General features: G+C 69.2%; 11 protein-coding genes. 5 read left to right on the top strand and 6 right to left on the bottom strand.

Annotated elements, in window-relative coordinates; genetic code table 11:
* Positions 1–44: 44 nt before the first annotated feature.
* The 3 genes from BLR41_RS13925 to lpdA form a co-directional block, all read right to left on the bottom strand.
* Complete coding sequence (locus tag BLR41_RS13925; RefSeq protein ID WP_092628718.1) at positions 45–929, bottom strand: TIGR01777 family oxidoreductase; 885 nt, start codon at positions 927–929, stop codon at positions 45–47.
* 221 nt (positions 930–1,150) lie between these two features.
* Positions 1,151–2,953 carry a 2-oxoglutarate dehydrogenase, E2 component, dihydrolipoamide succinyltransferase gene (gene sucB / locus BLR41_RS13920; protein ID WP_092628717.1) on the bottom strand — a complete coding sequence of 601 codons (1,803 nt, stop codon included), beginning with the start codon at positions 2,951–2,953 and terminating at the stop codon, positions 1,151–1,153.
* Positions 2,954–3,019: 66 nt separating this feature from the next.
* The gene (gene lpdA, locus BLR41_RS13915) at positions 3,020–4,390 is read right to left on the bottom strand and encodes a dihydrolipoyl dehydrogenase (RefSeq protein WP_092628811.1); all 1,371 of its coding nucleotides are present in this window, start codon (positions 4,388–4,390) and stop codon (positions 3,020–3,022) included.
* A gap of 231 nt (positions 4,391–4,621) precedes the next feature.
* On the opposite strand from lpdA, the gene BLR41_RS13910 reads away from it, so the two are divergent.
* Positions 4,622–4,972, top strand: a complete 351-nt coding sequence (locus BLR41_RS13910; protein ID WP_092628716.1) for an oxidoreductase — start codon at positions 4,622–4,624, stop codon at positions 4,970–4,972.
* Positions 4,973–5,243: 271 nt separating this feature from the next.
* Here BLR41_RS13910 and BLR41_RS13905 read toward each other — a convergent pair whose 3' ends face one another.
* Positions 5,244–6,737, bottom strand: a complete 1,494-nt coding sequence (locus BLR41_RS13905) for a leucyl aminopeptidase (protein ID WP_092628714.1) — start codon at positions 6,735–6,737, stop codon at positions 5,244–5,246.
* A 452-nt stretch (positions 6,738–7,189) separates the two neighbouring features.
* Here BLR41_RS13905 and BLR41_RS13900 point away from each other — a divergent pair, with 452 nt between their 5' ends.
* From BLR41_RS13900 to BLR41_RS13885, 4 genes are all read left to right on the top strand, one after another.
* Positions 7,190–8,434: an APC family permease gene (locus BLR41_RS13900; RefSeq protein WP_176797980.1), complete on the top strand. Its 1,245-nt coding sequence runs from the start codon at positions 7,190–7,192 to the stop codon at positions 8,432–8,434.
* A 155-nt stretch (positions 8,435–8,589) separates the two neighbouring features.
* Positions 8,590–9,693, top strand: coding sequence for a branched-chain amino acid aminotransferase (locus tag BLR41_RS13895; RefSeq protein WP_092628713.1), 1,104 nt, complete (start codon positions 8,590–8,592; stop codon positions 9,691–9,693).
* 95 nt (positions 9,694–9,788) lie between these two features.
* Entirely contained in the window at positions 9,789–10,874 is a 1,086-nt protein-coding gene (locus BLR41_RS13890; RefSeq protein ID WP_092628712.1) for a WD40/YVTN/BNR-like repeat-containing protein, read from the top strand.
* Between the two features lie 44 nt (positions 10,875–10,918).
* Positions 10,919–11,203 carry a MoaD/ThiS family protein gene (locus BLR41_RS13885; protein ID WP_092628710.1) on the top strand — a complete coding sequence of 95 codons (285 nt, stop codon included), beginning with the start codon at positions 10,919–10,921 and terminating at the stop codon, positions 11,201–11,203.
* 257 nt (positions 11,204–11,460) lie between these two features.
* Here the strand turns inward: BLR41_RS13885 and BLR41_RS13880 are convergent, their stop codons facing one another.
* Both BLR41_RS13880 and cobT read right to left on the bottom strand, forming a co-directional pair.
* On the bottom strand, positions 11,461–12,204 hold the full coding sequence (locus tag BLR41_RS13880; RefSeq protein WP_092628709.1) for an adenosylcobinamide-GDP ribazoletransferase: 744 nt from the start codon (positions 12,202–12,204) through the stop codon (positions 11,461–11,463).
* 5 nt (positions 12,205–12,209) lie between these two features.
* Positions 12,210–13,337: a nicotinate-nucleotide--dimethylbenzimidazole phosphoribosyltransferase gene (gene cobT, locus BLR41_RS13875; RefSeq protein ID WP_218120141.1), complete on the bottom strand. Its 1,128-nt coding sequence runs from the start codon at positions 13,335–13,337 to the stop codon at positions 12,210–12,212.
* Positions 13,338–13,457 lie beyond the last annotated feature (120 nt).

Here is a 13,457-nt window from a genome sequence, read left to right as displayed (position 1 = left end):
GTGCTTTTCGCGCGAAATCTCGTCGACCGTGGTGCGGCAGCCGGTCAGGCCGACACCGCCGCTCCGAGCGCGGAACGAACCGTCGGGTGCTGGAAGGTGAACCCGTGCTCCTCCAGCACCGCGGGCACCGCGCGTTGTCCGGTCAGCGCGACCTCCTGGGCGAACTCACCGAGTGCTGCTCGCATCGCGAAACCGGGAATGACCCATGGTGCGGGGCGGCCGAGTGCCTCGCCCAGCGCTCTGGTGAACTCCGCGTTGGTCACCGGATCGGGGCCCGTCAGGTTGACCGGGCCCGAGATCTCCCGGTTCTCCAGGACGAATCGGATGGCGGCTATCTCGTCGTCCAGCGAGATCCAGGGCATGTACTGGGTGCCGTCACCGAGCCTGCCGCCGAGCATCAGCGAGAACAGCGGTTTGAGCTGGCCGAGCAGTCCGCCGGAGGGGGAGAGCACCGGCCCGGTACGCAGCCGCACCACCCGGGCGGGGCGAGCGGCGTCGGCCGCTGCTTCCCAGCGTTGACACAGATCGGCGAGGAAACCCTGGCCGGGACCGGCCGTTTCGGTGACGAGCCTGCCGCCCGTGTCGCCGTAGAAGTCCACCCCGGAAGCGTTGATCAGAGCGGGGATGCCGCGTTCCGCGACGGCCCCGGCGAGCACGGCGGTGGGCCGGGTGCGGGAACGCAGCAGTTCCCGTTTGCGCTCGGCGGTCCATCTCTTGCCGCCGAGCGGGGCGCCGCAGAGGTTGATCACGGCGTCGGCACCGTCCAGGGCGCCCGTCTCGATCTCGCCGGCCCCAGGGTCCCAGCCGCGTTCGTCCGGGGCCTGTGCGGCACGTCTGACCAGGCGAATCACTTCGTGGCGGGAGTGCCGGAGCGCCGGCACCAGATGGGTTCCGAGCAAGCCGGAGGATCCGGCGATAACCACACGCATGCCCCGATCTTGTCGCAATGATCGCCACAGTGCGAGACCGTCGCCCGATCGAGTGGGTAAGCCCATCGCGGGGGAGCGTTCCGCGGGACCGGTCGCCACGGGGCTCGGGGTGGTTCGCGCGTGATTACCGACCACGAGAACCGGGGCCGCCCACCGAGAGTGGACGGCCCCGGAAAGTCACGCGGCACCGCCGCGTCGCCGGTCGAGTTCGACCGGTGGACTCACAACCCGAGATCGGCGTCGAAGGAGCCCTCCTCCAGCCGCTGCTTGACGGTGTTGAGGAAACGCGCGGCGTCGGCGCCGTCGACGAGGCGGTGGTCATAGGACAGCGCGAGGTAGACCATCGAGCGGATGGCGATGGTGTCGCCGCCCGCCTCGTCGGAAACGACCACGGGGCGTTTGACGACCGTGCCGGTGCCCAGCATTCCCACCTGCGGCGGGTTCAGGATCGGGGTGTCGAACAGGGCACCGCGGCTGCCGGTGTTGGTCAGCGTGAACGTGCCCCCGGACAGCTCGTCGGGTTTGACCTTGTTGTCGCGGGTGCGGTCGGCCACGTCGGCGATCTTGCGGGCGAGTCCGCCGAGATTGAGGTCACCGGCGTCGTGGATGACCGGGCTCAACAGTCCCCGCTCGGTGTCCACTGCGATCGCCAGGTGTTCGGCACCGTGGTAGGTGATCTCGTTGGCCTGCTCGTCGATCGAGGCGTTGAGCTTGGGATGCAGCTTGAGCGCTTCCACCGTGGCTTTGGCGAAGAACGGCAGGAAGGAGAGCTTGACGCCCTCCGAGGCCTCGAAGTCGTCCTTGGCGCGTTGGCGGAGGCGTGCGATGCGGGTGACGTCGACCTCGATGACGGTGGTCAGCTGGGCAGCGGTCTGCAGCGAGTCCACCATCCGCTGGGCGAGTACCTGTCGCAGGCGCGACATCTTCTGGGTGGTGCCGCGCAGGGCCCTGTCCTCGGCGGAGGGCTCCTCCTGCGCCGAGGCCGAAGCCACCGGTTCGGAGGTGGCCGCCTCCGCCGACTGCCCGTCGGTCCGTGAGCCGGTGGCGGCGCCGCTCGACCGCTGCGTGATGGCCGCCTGCACGTCCTGCTTGCGGATGCGTCCGCCGACGCCGGTTCCCTGCAACGAATGCAGATCGATGCCGTGCTCGTTCGCGAGCTTGCGGACCAGCGGAGTCACGTACGGCGCCGAACCCTCCGAGCTCTCCTGGGCGGGGGCCTGCTGAGCCGGAGCGGATTCGGCCGGAGCGGACTGCTCCGGTGCGGGTTGTGCCGCCGCGGCGCTCGGGGCGGGAGCGGCCGCCGTGGGCTGCGGTGCGGCTTCCTGTTTCGGTGGCTCCGGAGCGGGCTCGGGTTCGGGGGCGGCCGCGGCGGGTTGCGGTTCCGGGGCGGGCTGTGGCGCGGCGGCCGGTTCCGCCGACCGGTCGCCGACCACCGCGAGTTTGGCGCCCACGTCGACGGTCTCGTCCTCGGCGGCCGACAGTTCCAGGATCGTGCCCGCCATCGGGGAGGGAACCTCGGTGTCGACCTTGTCGGTGGAGACTTCCAGCAGGGGCTCGTCGACCTCGACGGTGTCGCCGACCTGCTTGAGCCACCGGGTGATGGTGCCCTCGCTGACGCTCTCACCCAGCGCGGGCATGTGCACATCCGTACCCTGGGCGGTGGAGGCCTGGGGCTGTTGCGCGGCGGGCTCCGGCTCGGGGGCGGATTGGGGGGCCGCTGCCGGTTCCGCCGGTTGCTGCGAGGGTTGTTCGGTCGCGCTCGGTTGCTGCGGAGCGGCCTGCTCGCTGCTGTCTCCGATCAGCGCGAGTTCGCCGCCGACCTCGACGGTGTCGTCCTCGCTGGCGATGAGCTGCTGCACCACCCCGGCAGCGGGGGAGGGGATCTCGGTGTCGACCTTGTCGGTGGAGACTTCCAGCAGGGGCTCGTCGACCTCGACGGTGTCGCCGACCTGCTTGAGCCACCGGGTGATGGTGCCCTCGCTGACGCTCTCACCGAGTGCCGGCATCTGGACGGAGAAGGCCATCGGTTGCTGACTCCTCGTACTCGTGGCGTGTGATGAGCTCTGACGTGACCGGTTGAGCGGAGTGCGTCAGCCGTGTACGTGGAGCGGTTTGCCCGCCAGGGCGAGATGCGCTTCACCGAGCGCCTCGGACTGGGTCGGGTGGGCGTGCACCAGTGGAGCGACGTCCTCCGGCAGTGCCTCCCAGTTGTAGATGAGCTGGGCTTCGCTGATCAGTTCGCCCACCCGGTCACCGATCAGGTGCAGCCCCAGCACCGGTCCGTCCGCGGCGCGAACGATCTTGGCGGCTCCCGCCGTCTTGAGGATCTGGCTCTTGCCGTTACCCGCGAGGTCGTAGGTGAAGGTCTCCACCTTGTCGTACTGCTCCCGGGCGGCGCTCTCGGTCAGCCCGACCGAGGCGACCTCGGGGTGACTGTAGGTCACTCGCGGGATGCCTGCCTCGTCGATGACCGGCGGGTTCAGCCCCGCGATGTCCTCGGCGATGAACACGCCCTGCTGGAACCCGCGGTGGGCCAACTGCAGCCCGGGGACGATGTCGCCCACCGCGTAGACGCCGGGGAGGTTGGTGCGCAGCCGCTCGTCGGTGCGCACGAAACCGCGCTCCAACGACACGCCAGCCTCTTCGTAGCCGTGTCCGGCGGTGTTGGGGCCACGTCCCACGGCGACCAGCAACAGATCGGCGTCGATGGTCTCGCCGTTCTCCAGGCTGACGGTCACGCCGGACTCACTCTGCTCAGCGCCGGTGAACTTCACGCCGGTGGAGAACTTGATTCCCCGCTTGCGGAAGGCGCGTTCGAGCTGCTTGGAGCAGTACTCGTCCTCGTTCGGCACCAGGTGGGGCAGCGCTTCGACGACGTTGACCTCCGTGCCGAAGGAACGCCACACGCTGGCGAACTCCACACCGATGACGCCACCGCCGAGCACAACGACCTTGTCCGGCACGTAGTCGAGGTTGAGCGCCTGTTCACTGGCGATGATCCGGCCGCCGAACTCCAGGCCGGGCAGCGTCTTGGAGTAGGAACCGGTGGCGAGCACCACATTGGTGCCGGTGTAGTGGGTGCCGTCGACCTCCACCGTGTTGGCGTCGACGAGGGTGCCCGCGCCCTCAACGTAGTTGATCTTGTGGGCCTTGGCGAGCCCCTGCAGCCCCTTGTGCAGTTTGGTGACGATGCCGTCCTTGTACGAGTTGACGCCATCGATGTCGATGCCCTCGAGGGAGGCCTTCACGCCGAACTGCTCGCTCTCGCGGGCCGAGTCCGCGACCTCCGCGGCGTGCAACAGCGCTTTGGTGGGGATGCACCCTCGGTGCAGACAGGTCCCACCGAGCTTGTCCTTTTCGATGAGGGTGACGGAAAGGCCCAGCTCCGCCGCGCGGAAAGCGCAGGCGTAGCCGCCGGAGCCGCCACCGAGAATGACTAGATCGGCGGACGTGTCGGTCACTTCGCACTCCTCGACAGGCATCATTTCTGCAACTCGCTACCGGAACCCCAGCGGAGCTCCGGCACTGAAAGCCATCTTGTCACCACGCGAGTCACGGGCGCGAGACGGGCTGCCCGTGTTCCCGGGACAAATGGCGCGAAGATCACACTCACTGCTGGGTGCAACGTCACGAAAGGTGGTTTTTATGCCCCGACTGGCAATATCGTGGTAACCGGTCAAGGAGGGAGAACCGTGGGCCTGTTCGAGCGTCTACGCCGTCGTGGTCGGTCGCGACGCACCCGCCCCGAGCGGAACCAGGACACCGAACACCTCCGGTTGTGGGCTGCTCAACGTCACGGTGTCGAGGGGTTCCTCGAGCCACCGACGCAGGTGACCGAGACGACGATCGTCTTCGTCGCCCACGACGGGGAGTGGACGCGGCGTCGGATCGAGGGGCGGGACGCCGCGATCCGTTTCACGCATCGGCTCGGTGTCCCGTTCTACGAGGTCAACAAAGTCGGGTACCCGCAACGGATGCGCGACTACCAGCGCAGGCAGCGCGTGCTGCGCCGCCGCGAGTACCGCCGCGGTCTGGAGAAGTGATCCCACGGCGGTACCCGCACCCGGGTGAGCCGCTGAGCCCGGGAAACAGCGGCGGAGAGTCCGTCTCGCCCGAGTACCCGGCCGACCACCGGGGTTGCCCCCGGTGCGTGCGTCGGATGCGTTGCGAGGCCGGACCGCTCGTAGCGTAGATCGCTACTCGAGAGCCGGCCCAATGTTCCCGAGGCGCCGCCTCACGCACCGGAACCACTGGATCGGACCCGCTCGGACCGTGCTGGAACGGCCGTACGGGCGAACTCCGCTGCGGGCTCTCTCAGTTTCGTTCGGCGATGTCGGCCAGCACCGCGGCCATCGTCCGCACCGGGACACCGGTACCACCCTTGGGGGTGTAGCCCCACGGGGAGTTCGAGTTGTACGCCGGACCGGCCACGTCGATGTGTGCCCAGGCGACGTCCTCCGCCACGAACTCGCTGAGGAAACGGCCGGCCACCAGCATGCCCGCCCAGCGCTGGCCGGTGACGTTGGCGATGTCGGCCAGCTTCGAGTCGAGGTCGGCCCGCAGTTCCTCCGGCAACGGCATGGCCCAACCGGCTTCACCGGTCGCCCTTGACAGTTCGGCCACGCGGTCCCGGAAACCCTCGCTACCCATGACACCCGGTGTGCGCTTGCCCAACGCGACCAGCTGCGCACCGGTCAGGGTCGACGCCTCGATCAGGTACTCGGGCTCGTCCTCGCAGGCGCGGGTGATCGCGTCCGCCAGGATCAGCCTGCCCTCGGCGTCGGTGTTGAGAACCTCCACGGTCTTGCCGCCGTACATGCTCAACACGTCACCCGGCCGGTAAGCGGTGCCGGACGGCATGTTCTCCGCCATCGGAACGGTGGCGGTGATGTCGAGCGGGTAGTTGAGTTTGGCCGCCAGCACCATGGTCGCGATGACCGCGGCCGCACCGGACATGTCCGAGGTCATGTCCTCCATGCCCGCGGCGGGTTTGAGGGATATGCCGCCGGTGTCGAAGGTCACGCCCTTGCCGACCAGCGCCACCTTCCGGGCCCCTTTCTGGCCCTTGTGCCGCATCCGGACCAACCGCGGTGGCCGGGAGGAACCCTCACCGACACCCAGGATTCCGCCGTAGCCGTGTTTGCGCAGATCGTCGGCGTCGAGCACTTCGACGTCCAACCCGGCCGAACGGCCCAGTTCGGATGCGCGCTCCGCCATCGCGGCAGGCGGAAGGTCGTTCGGCGGGGTGTTGATCAGATCCCGGGCGGTGTTGACCGCCTCGCCGATCGCCGTGGCGCCCTTCAACGCGGACTTCGCGGACTCGCCCTTGGCCTCGGAGACCACGAGGTCCACTTTGGTCACCGGGTCGTCGCCGGGTGAGGACTTGTACCGGGTGAACGCGTAGGCACCCATCACCGTTCCCTGCACCGCCGCCGAAACGTCCAGTTCGGACAGTGTGGTGGCCGCGTGCGAGACCCCGGTCATCGCGCGCGCCGCCGCGCCCGCGGCGCGGCGCACCGACTCGCTCGGGATCTCCTCGTTCGGGTCGCGCTTGCCGAGTCCGACAGCGAGCAGGACTTCCGCCCGCAACGACCCACTCGCCGCGATTTTGACGACTTCCTCGGCCTTGCCGGTGGCGCCCAGCAGACTCAGCGTCTCGGTCAGGTTGCCGTCGAACGCCGCGGCGATCTCGTTCGTTCCCGGCGCGAGTTCGAGGCCGTCCGTGCCTTCCACGGTTCCGATGACGAGGGTTTCCACCGTCAGCTTCGCCGCGGCGCCGTCGACCAGGGCGAGTTTGGGGGTTGTCACCTGTGGCTCCTCCCGGAGTTGTGTGCCGTCGGGCAGGTGCTTTCAGTGCCTGCCCACCGCATATCGCTTCCGCGGGCACTGTAGAACGGTGCGTCCGCCGGTGCGCATACCAGCCCGTGTTCGTGGCGCCGTGTCGTCGGGGGCTCACTCGCGGTGCGGGGTCTCGCCGCGACTCCCCGTCCCCGCGGTTTCGTCCCCGAGTACCGTTTCGGTGGGTGGTCGATGCCGTGGGCCCGCTGGTCGACGGCGCCACGCCCCTCGTGGCTCCGTGCCCGCTGTGCGGACCGCACCGAGCGGGAAGGCGCAGCGAACGGGCGCAGCGAACGCGGGGCAACGCGGTGAGCGAAACCGGCGGCACGGCCTTCGGTCCCTCGGTACGAGGACGAGGTCTCACTACTACGAGGATGGTTTGCTTGGCCGAACGATCGGGGCCCTCGGTTGGTTCGACAGTCGTGAGGCGAGCGGTTCCGCTCACGCTCGGTGCCATGCTGGGGGCAGGGGTGTTCCTCGGCCTGGCCCCGGCCGTGTCGATCGCGGGACCGTGGACGCCGTTCGCCGTGCCGGTGGCGGCCCTCACCGCCTGGTGCGCCGCGAACGCCACGAGACACCAGGCCGATTCCTACGGGCCGACGGGTGCCGGATACGCGTGTGTGCGGGACAAACTGGGAGTGGTGCCCGGCCGCATCGCCGCAGGTACGGGACTGTTCGGTCATATCGCGGCGCTGACGGCCGTGGCGGGTGCGGCTGCCCGCTACCTACCGGCCCCGCAGCCGTTGACGGCGGCCTCGCTGCCGCTGCTCGCGGTGCTCCTCTCCACCGCCGGACTTCGGATCAGGGGGGTGGCCGGTTGGCTCTGGCTGGCGCTGACGGTCGCGGTGCTCGGGGTGGTGACCGCCGCGTGCCTGGCGATTACTCCGGTGGACTCGCCCTCGATCCAACCGCAGGGGCCGCTGGCGATCTCCGGAGCGGCCGGAGTGCTGTTCTTCGGCTTCCTCGGTTTCGAGCGGCTGACCGCCTCCGTCGACAGGGCGGATCGGTTTTCGGTGGCCGTGCTGGACCGGGCCCTGCCCACTGTGCTGCTCACCACCGGTGCGGTGTTGGCGGTGGTGCTGGTGGCGGTGTCGCACCAGCTCGGTTCCGCGCGGCTGGCGCTGTCGCCCGCACCGCTGCTCGACGCGTTGCGTGCGGCCGACGCGGCAGCGCTGACATCCGGGGTGGGGGCAGCGGCCGCGCTGGCCATGCTGCCGGTGCTGCTCGCGGTACTGGAATCGGCGCGTTCCACCGGTGCGGCGCTGGTCTCCGACGGCGAGTTGCCGGTGCTGTCGCGTCGTGCCGGTCCCGCGGGGACCCCCTACCCGTTCGATCTGGCCTCGGCCGCGGTGGCCGCGTCGCTGACGTTGTTCCTCGAGCCGGAACAGGCCGTCTCGATCGCCGCGTGCTGTCTGCTGGTCCACTACGCGCTGGTCAACGCGGCGGCGCGGGTGCTGTTGCTCGACGGCGCGAAACTGCCTAGGCGGACGGCCTGCCTGGGGATGGGCCTGTCGGTGATTCTGGCCATGAGCATGCCCGTGCCCGCGATGGCGGTCACGTTGGCGGTGGTGGTTCTGGTGCCGGTGGCGGGTTCGGTTCGGCGGTTGCGGGGTTCCGGGCGGAGCTCGCGCCACGAGCGTCCTGCTGAGGAACACGACGTCGGGTGACTCCGCGAACACCCAACGCGCAACGGGCTCCGCAACGTGCCCCACGAGGTGCGTACGACTGTCGTACGACCGACCGTAAGCGACGCTGATACTCGGTCGCCCAATCGTTACCGGTCAGGTTTCCACTGCTCTCGGGCGCGCGATACGGTACGTTCATGAGCCAACCCGTCGTTTTCACCCGGACCGAGACCTCGCGACCCGCGAGTGCGGAACATCGTTCGAAGGTACTCGCCGATCCCGGGTTCGGGAATTACTTCACCGATCACATGGTCACCGCAAGGTGGAGCACCGAGCAGGGTTGGCACGACGCCAGGCTGGAGCCCTATCACCCCGTGGAGTTGGATCCCGCCACCACGGTGCTGCACTACGGACAGGCCATCTTCGAGGGGCTGAAGGCCTACCACCAGCCCGACGGCTCGATCGCCTCGTTCCGTCCGTGGGCCAATGCCACCCGTTTCCAGGACTCGGCACGCAGGCTGGCCATGCCGGAACTGCCGGAGGAGACCTTCCTCGACTCGCTGCGCGAACTGGTCTCTGTCGACAACCAGTGGGTACCGACGGAGGGCGAGAGCTCGCTGTACCTGCGGCCGTTCATGATCTCCACGGAACGCACCCTCGGGGTCAACCGTCCGGCGGGCAGCTACCTGTACATGCTGATCGCCTCCCCCGCCGGTTCCTACTTCGCGAGCGGCGTCAAGCCGGTCACCGTGTGGCTCAGCAGGGAGTACGCCCGCGCCAGCCCGGGCGGTACCGGAGCCGCGAAGTTCGCGGGCAACTACGCCGCCTCGTTCGTGGCGCAGACCCAGGCCGCCGAACAGGGCTGTGACCAGGTCGTCTGGCTGGATGCCGTGGAACGGCGTGCCGTCGAGGAGATGGGTGGAATGAACCTGTTCTTCGTGCTCGGTTCCGGTGCGGAGGCACGGTTGGTGACCCCGGAACTGACCGGCAGCCTGCTGCCCGGCATCACCAGGTCCTCGTTGCTGCGAATGGGCGAGCGGCTCGGACTCGAAGTCGAGGAACGCCGCATCACCACCGAGGAGTGGGAACAGAAGGCCCGCTCCGGCGAGATCACCGAGGTGTTCGCCTGTGGAACCGCCGCCGTCATCACTCCGGTGGGCAAGGTCAAGCACAGCGACGGTGAATTCACGATCGGGGACGGCGCACCCGGAGAGCTGACCATGAAGCTCCGTGAGCAGCTGACCGGTATCCAGTACGGCAAACTGCCCGACCCCGAGGGCTGGATGACGAAGCTGGCCTGATCTGCTCCTCCGGTCCGGTTACCGCGACACGGCGATTGTCGGTGGTCCGACGTACCTTCCCGGTGAGAGTCCACTCACACCTACTGGAGGCACTCGTGTCCCCGTCCGTATTGCTCGTGATCGGTACCCGGAAGGGATTGTGGTTGGCACGCCGAAACGGCGGGCGTTGGGAGCTCACCGGCCCCTGGTTGCCGATGACCGAGGTCTACTCGGTGGCCGTCGACACCAGGGGCGAACCGCGGGTGCTGGCAGGTACCGAGAGTCCGCACTTCGGCCCCACCCTGGTGACCAGCGATGATCTGGGGAAGAGCTGGCAGGAGCCCGAGCACGCCCCGGTCGCGTTTCCCGCCGACACCGAGACCTCGCTGCGGCGCGTGTGGCAGATCGTACCCGGATCGCCCGAGGAACCCGGAGTGGTGTACGCGGGAACGGAGCCGTCCGCGTTGTTCCGCTCCGAGGACGGTGGCAGCAACTACGAACTCGTGCGGGGGCTCTGGGACCATCCCCATCGCACCGAGTGGTTCCCGGGATTCGGGGGGCAGGCGGTGCACACGGTCCTGCCCGATCCCCGGTACCCGAACCGGATCCTGGTCGGCATGTCCACCGGCGGTGTTTACCGCACCACCGACGGCGGCGCCGAGTGGAACCCCGCCAACCACGGCATCCGGGCCTACTTCATGCCCGAGAACGAATACCCGGAATTCGGGCAGTGCGTACACCGGATGGCCCGCAACACCGCTGCGCCCGACCGGATCTACCTGCAGAACCACCACGGCGTCTACCGCAGCGACGACGGCGCCGACACCTGGGACTCCATCGCCGAGGGGCTCCCAGCCGATTTCGGTTTCCCTGTCGCGGTGGATCCGGCCGACCCCGACACGGTGTACACCTTCCCCCTGGTAGCCGACCAGCACCGCTTCCCGCCGGAGGGGGACTGCCGGATCTACCGCAGCAGGGACGGCGGTGATTCCTGGGAAGGTCTGGGTGACGGACTGCCCCGGGAGGGATTCTGGTCCGCCGTCATGCGTGACGCGCTCTGCCTCGACGACGCCGACCCGGCCGGAGTGTATTTCGGCTCCCGATCCGGGGAGGTCTACGCGAGTTCCGACCGGGGCGAGAGCTGGACCCGGATCGCTCAGCACCTGCCGGACGTGCTGTCGCTGCGCGCGGCCGTGGTCTGAGCACCGCCCGCGAACCGCTGCCCCACCGTCATCGGGAGACGATCATGCGAATCACCCTGGTAATCCCGCAGATGCTTCGTTCCACGGTCGGTGGGGCGGGCACCCTGCGGCTCTCCCTGGACGAGGAGGCCACGCTGCGGCAGCTGCTCGACGAGTTGGCCGTCACCCACCCCGCGCTGGAACGCAGACTGCGGGACGAGACCCGGACGCTGCGCCGCTACGTCAACTTCTACGTCGACGGTACGGAGTGTCGTGCGCTGGACGGCGCCGCCACCGCGCTCGGCGACGGTGTCGAGGTGAGGATCGTGCCCTCCGTCGCGGGCGGATAGCTGCGTTGCGGGGGCGTCGATTTCTCGCGAAATCGCCGCGCCCTTGGTGATCCCAAGCCGAGCCCCACCACCCTCGCGGGCCGAAATCCGACCACTCCCGCGGTCGGCACCGCGGCGGGTTCTCCGGGAAGTGCCTCGCGAGGACGGCCCCGACGTTGTGTAGTAACTACCCGATGTCGGGGCACCCGCAGCGAGGCGTCCCCCGGAGGTTCCGCTTCTCGACCAGCTACGACAACCGAGTTGTCGACCCTAAGAGCTCAGCCGAGGGCGCAGACGGCGAGTAGGAGGGTGGTCCCCAGTTCGCAGCAGGCGCCGAGCACGTCTCCGGTGACTCCACCGAACCTGCGCAGCACGTGCCTGCTCAGCACCCACAGCGAGCCGAAGGTCAGCACCACGGCGGTAACACCGACCCACCACGTTCCCGACGTGGCGAAGCCCCCCGCGAGCAGCAGGGCCGCCCACCAGGCGAAGACGGTGCCGCGGGGTTGCGTGCCCGCCACCAGCGAACCCATGCCCTCTTGCCGCGCGGCCGGGATCCCCCGACGGCAGCACAGCGGAAAAGCAGCCCTTCCCCCGGCGCAGGCGAGTACGACGACTCCCCACTCGCCGTGGGAGGCGGCCGCGGCGAACCCCGTGGCCTGCACTCCGATCGTCAGTACGAGCCCGGCCACCGCGAACGGGCCGGTGCTGCCGTCGCGCATCACCGAAAGCGCTCGTTCGGCGGAGCCGTAGCAGCCCAACCCGTCCACGGTGTCGGCCAGCCCGTCGAGGTGCATCCCCCTGGTGAGCAGTGCCAGTGCGGCCACGGTGAGCAGTCCCGCCAGCAGCGCGGGTGCTCCCAGCGCGAGCAGTGCCCCGAGAACCAGGGCGGCGAACACCCCGAGAGCAGCTCCCACCAGCGGGGCGAACGAGATGGCACGGCTGCCGGTACGAGCGTCGACGGTGTCGACCCGCACCGGAAGAACGCTCAACCAGGCGAACGCCAGTCGTAGTCCCTGCACGCCGTTCAGCCCGCGGCGTCGGTCGGGGAGGCCCCCGCCGCCTCGTGGGCCGTGGGGCCCGCGATACCCGCTTCGGCGAAGCTCGCCATCTCGGCCAGTACCCTGATCGCCGCGTTGACCACCGGCAGGGCCGAGACGGCTCCGGAGCCCTCGCCCAAGCGCATGTCGAGATCCAGTACCGGCCGCAGGTCCAGGTGTTCCAGCACCAGGGGCGCGCCCGGCTCGACGGAACGATGCCCCGCCAGCCACCACTGCGCTGCTCCCGGAGCGAGCTCCTCGGCGACCATCGCCGCGGAGCCGACCACCACACCGTCGAGGATCACGGGAGTGCGGCGCACCGCGGCTTGCGCGAGGAAGCCCGCCATGGCGGCGATGTCGGCACCACCCGCCGTGCGCAGCAGCGCCAACGGGTCGTCCACCACCCTGCGCGCACGTCGCAGCGCGTCCCGGATGGCCGCGGTCTTGCGCATCCACGCCGCATCGTCGATCCCGGTACCCCGACCGACCACCGCCACCGGCTCGTTCTCGGTCAGGGCCGCGATGAGGGTGGCCGCGGGGGTGGTGTTTCCGATGCCCATGTCACCGGCGATCAACAGATCGGCGCCGCTGTCGATCTCCTCGTCGGCCAGTGCCCGGCCCGCGGCGACCGCGTCGTGCGCTTGCTGCGCGGTGAGTGCGTCCTCGACGTCGAGCGAACCGGACGACTTGCGGACCTTGTGCGCCGAGATCGTTCGGTTCGTCTCGCCGTCCACGGCCATGTCGACCACCCGTACCCCCGCTCCGGCGTTGGCGGCCAGCGCGTTCACGGCCGCCCCACCGGTGAGGATGTTGTCGAGCATCTGGGCGGTGACTTCGCTGGGGTAGGCCGATACACCGTTGGTGGCGATCCCGTGGTCACCCGCGAAAACCACCACTCTGGGGCGGTCGAACGGCCTGGGTGGGCAGGTTCCCTGCCTGGCCGCCACCCAGACGCCCAGTTCCTCCAGTCTGCCGAGTGAACCGGCGGGTTTGGTGAGTCCGTCGTGCCGTGCCACCGCCTGGCGGTGTGCCTGTTCGTCGGGTGGCCGGACCACGCCGAATTCGATACCCGGCCGGTCCGTGCCGTCCGCCGGTTCTGCCGATGTGGTGTGCACCGGTTGTGGATCGGGCACCGTGGACAAGCCTTACCTCCGTAGTCGTTCGGCCGGAGTCGTGCGTGGCCACACCGCGCTCGGTTACACACCGCCGCCGAGTTCACACCTCGGAATGGGATC

Origin of the sequence: Actinopolyspora mzabensis (genome assembly GCF_900101095.1) — a bacterium.
Classification (GTDB): domain Bacteria; phylum Actinomycetota; class Actinomycetes; order Mycobacteriales; family Pseudonocardiaceae; genus Actinopolyspora; species Actinopolyspora mzabensis.
Note: the sequence above shows the minus strand (reverse complement) of the source record. Positions and strands in the feature narration are given on the sequence as shown.

Bases quoted from the DNA above. Each gene is read 5' to 3' on its own strand.
- BLR41_RS13885 (WP_092628710.1), top strand. From the start codon at position 10,919: ATGCGAATCACCCTGGTAATCCCGCAGATGCTTCGTTCCACGGTCGGT.
- sucB (WP_092628717.1), bottom strand. From the start codon at position 2,953: ATGGCCTTCTCCGTCCAGATGCCGGCACTCGGTGAGAGCGTCAGCGAG.
- BLR41_RS13895 (WP_092628713.1), top strand. From the start codon at position 8,590: ATGAGCCAACCCGTCGTTTTCACCCGGACCGAGACCTCGCGACCCGCG.
- BLR41_RS13925 (WP_092628718.1), bottom strand. From the start codon at position 929: ATGCGTGTGGTTATCGCCGGATCCTCCGGCTTGCTCGGAACCCATCTG.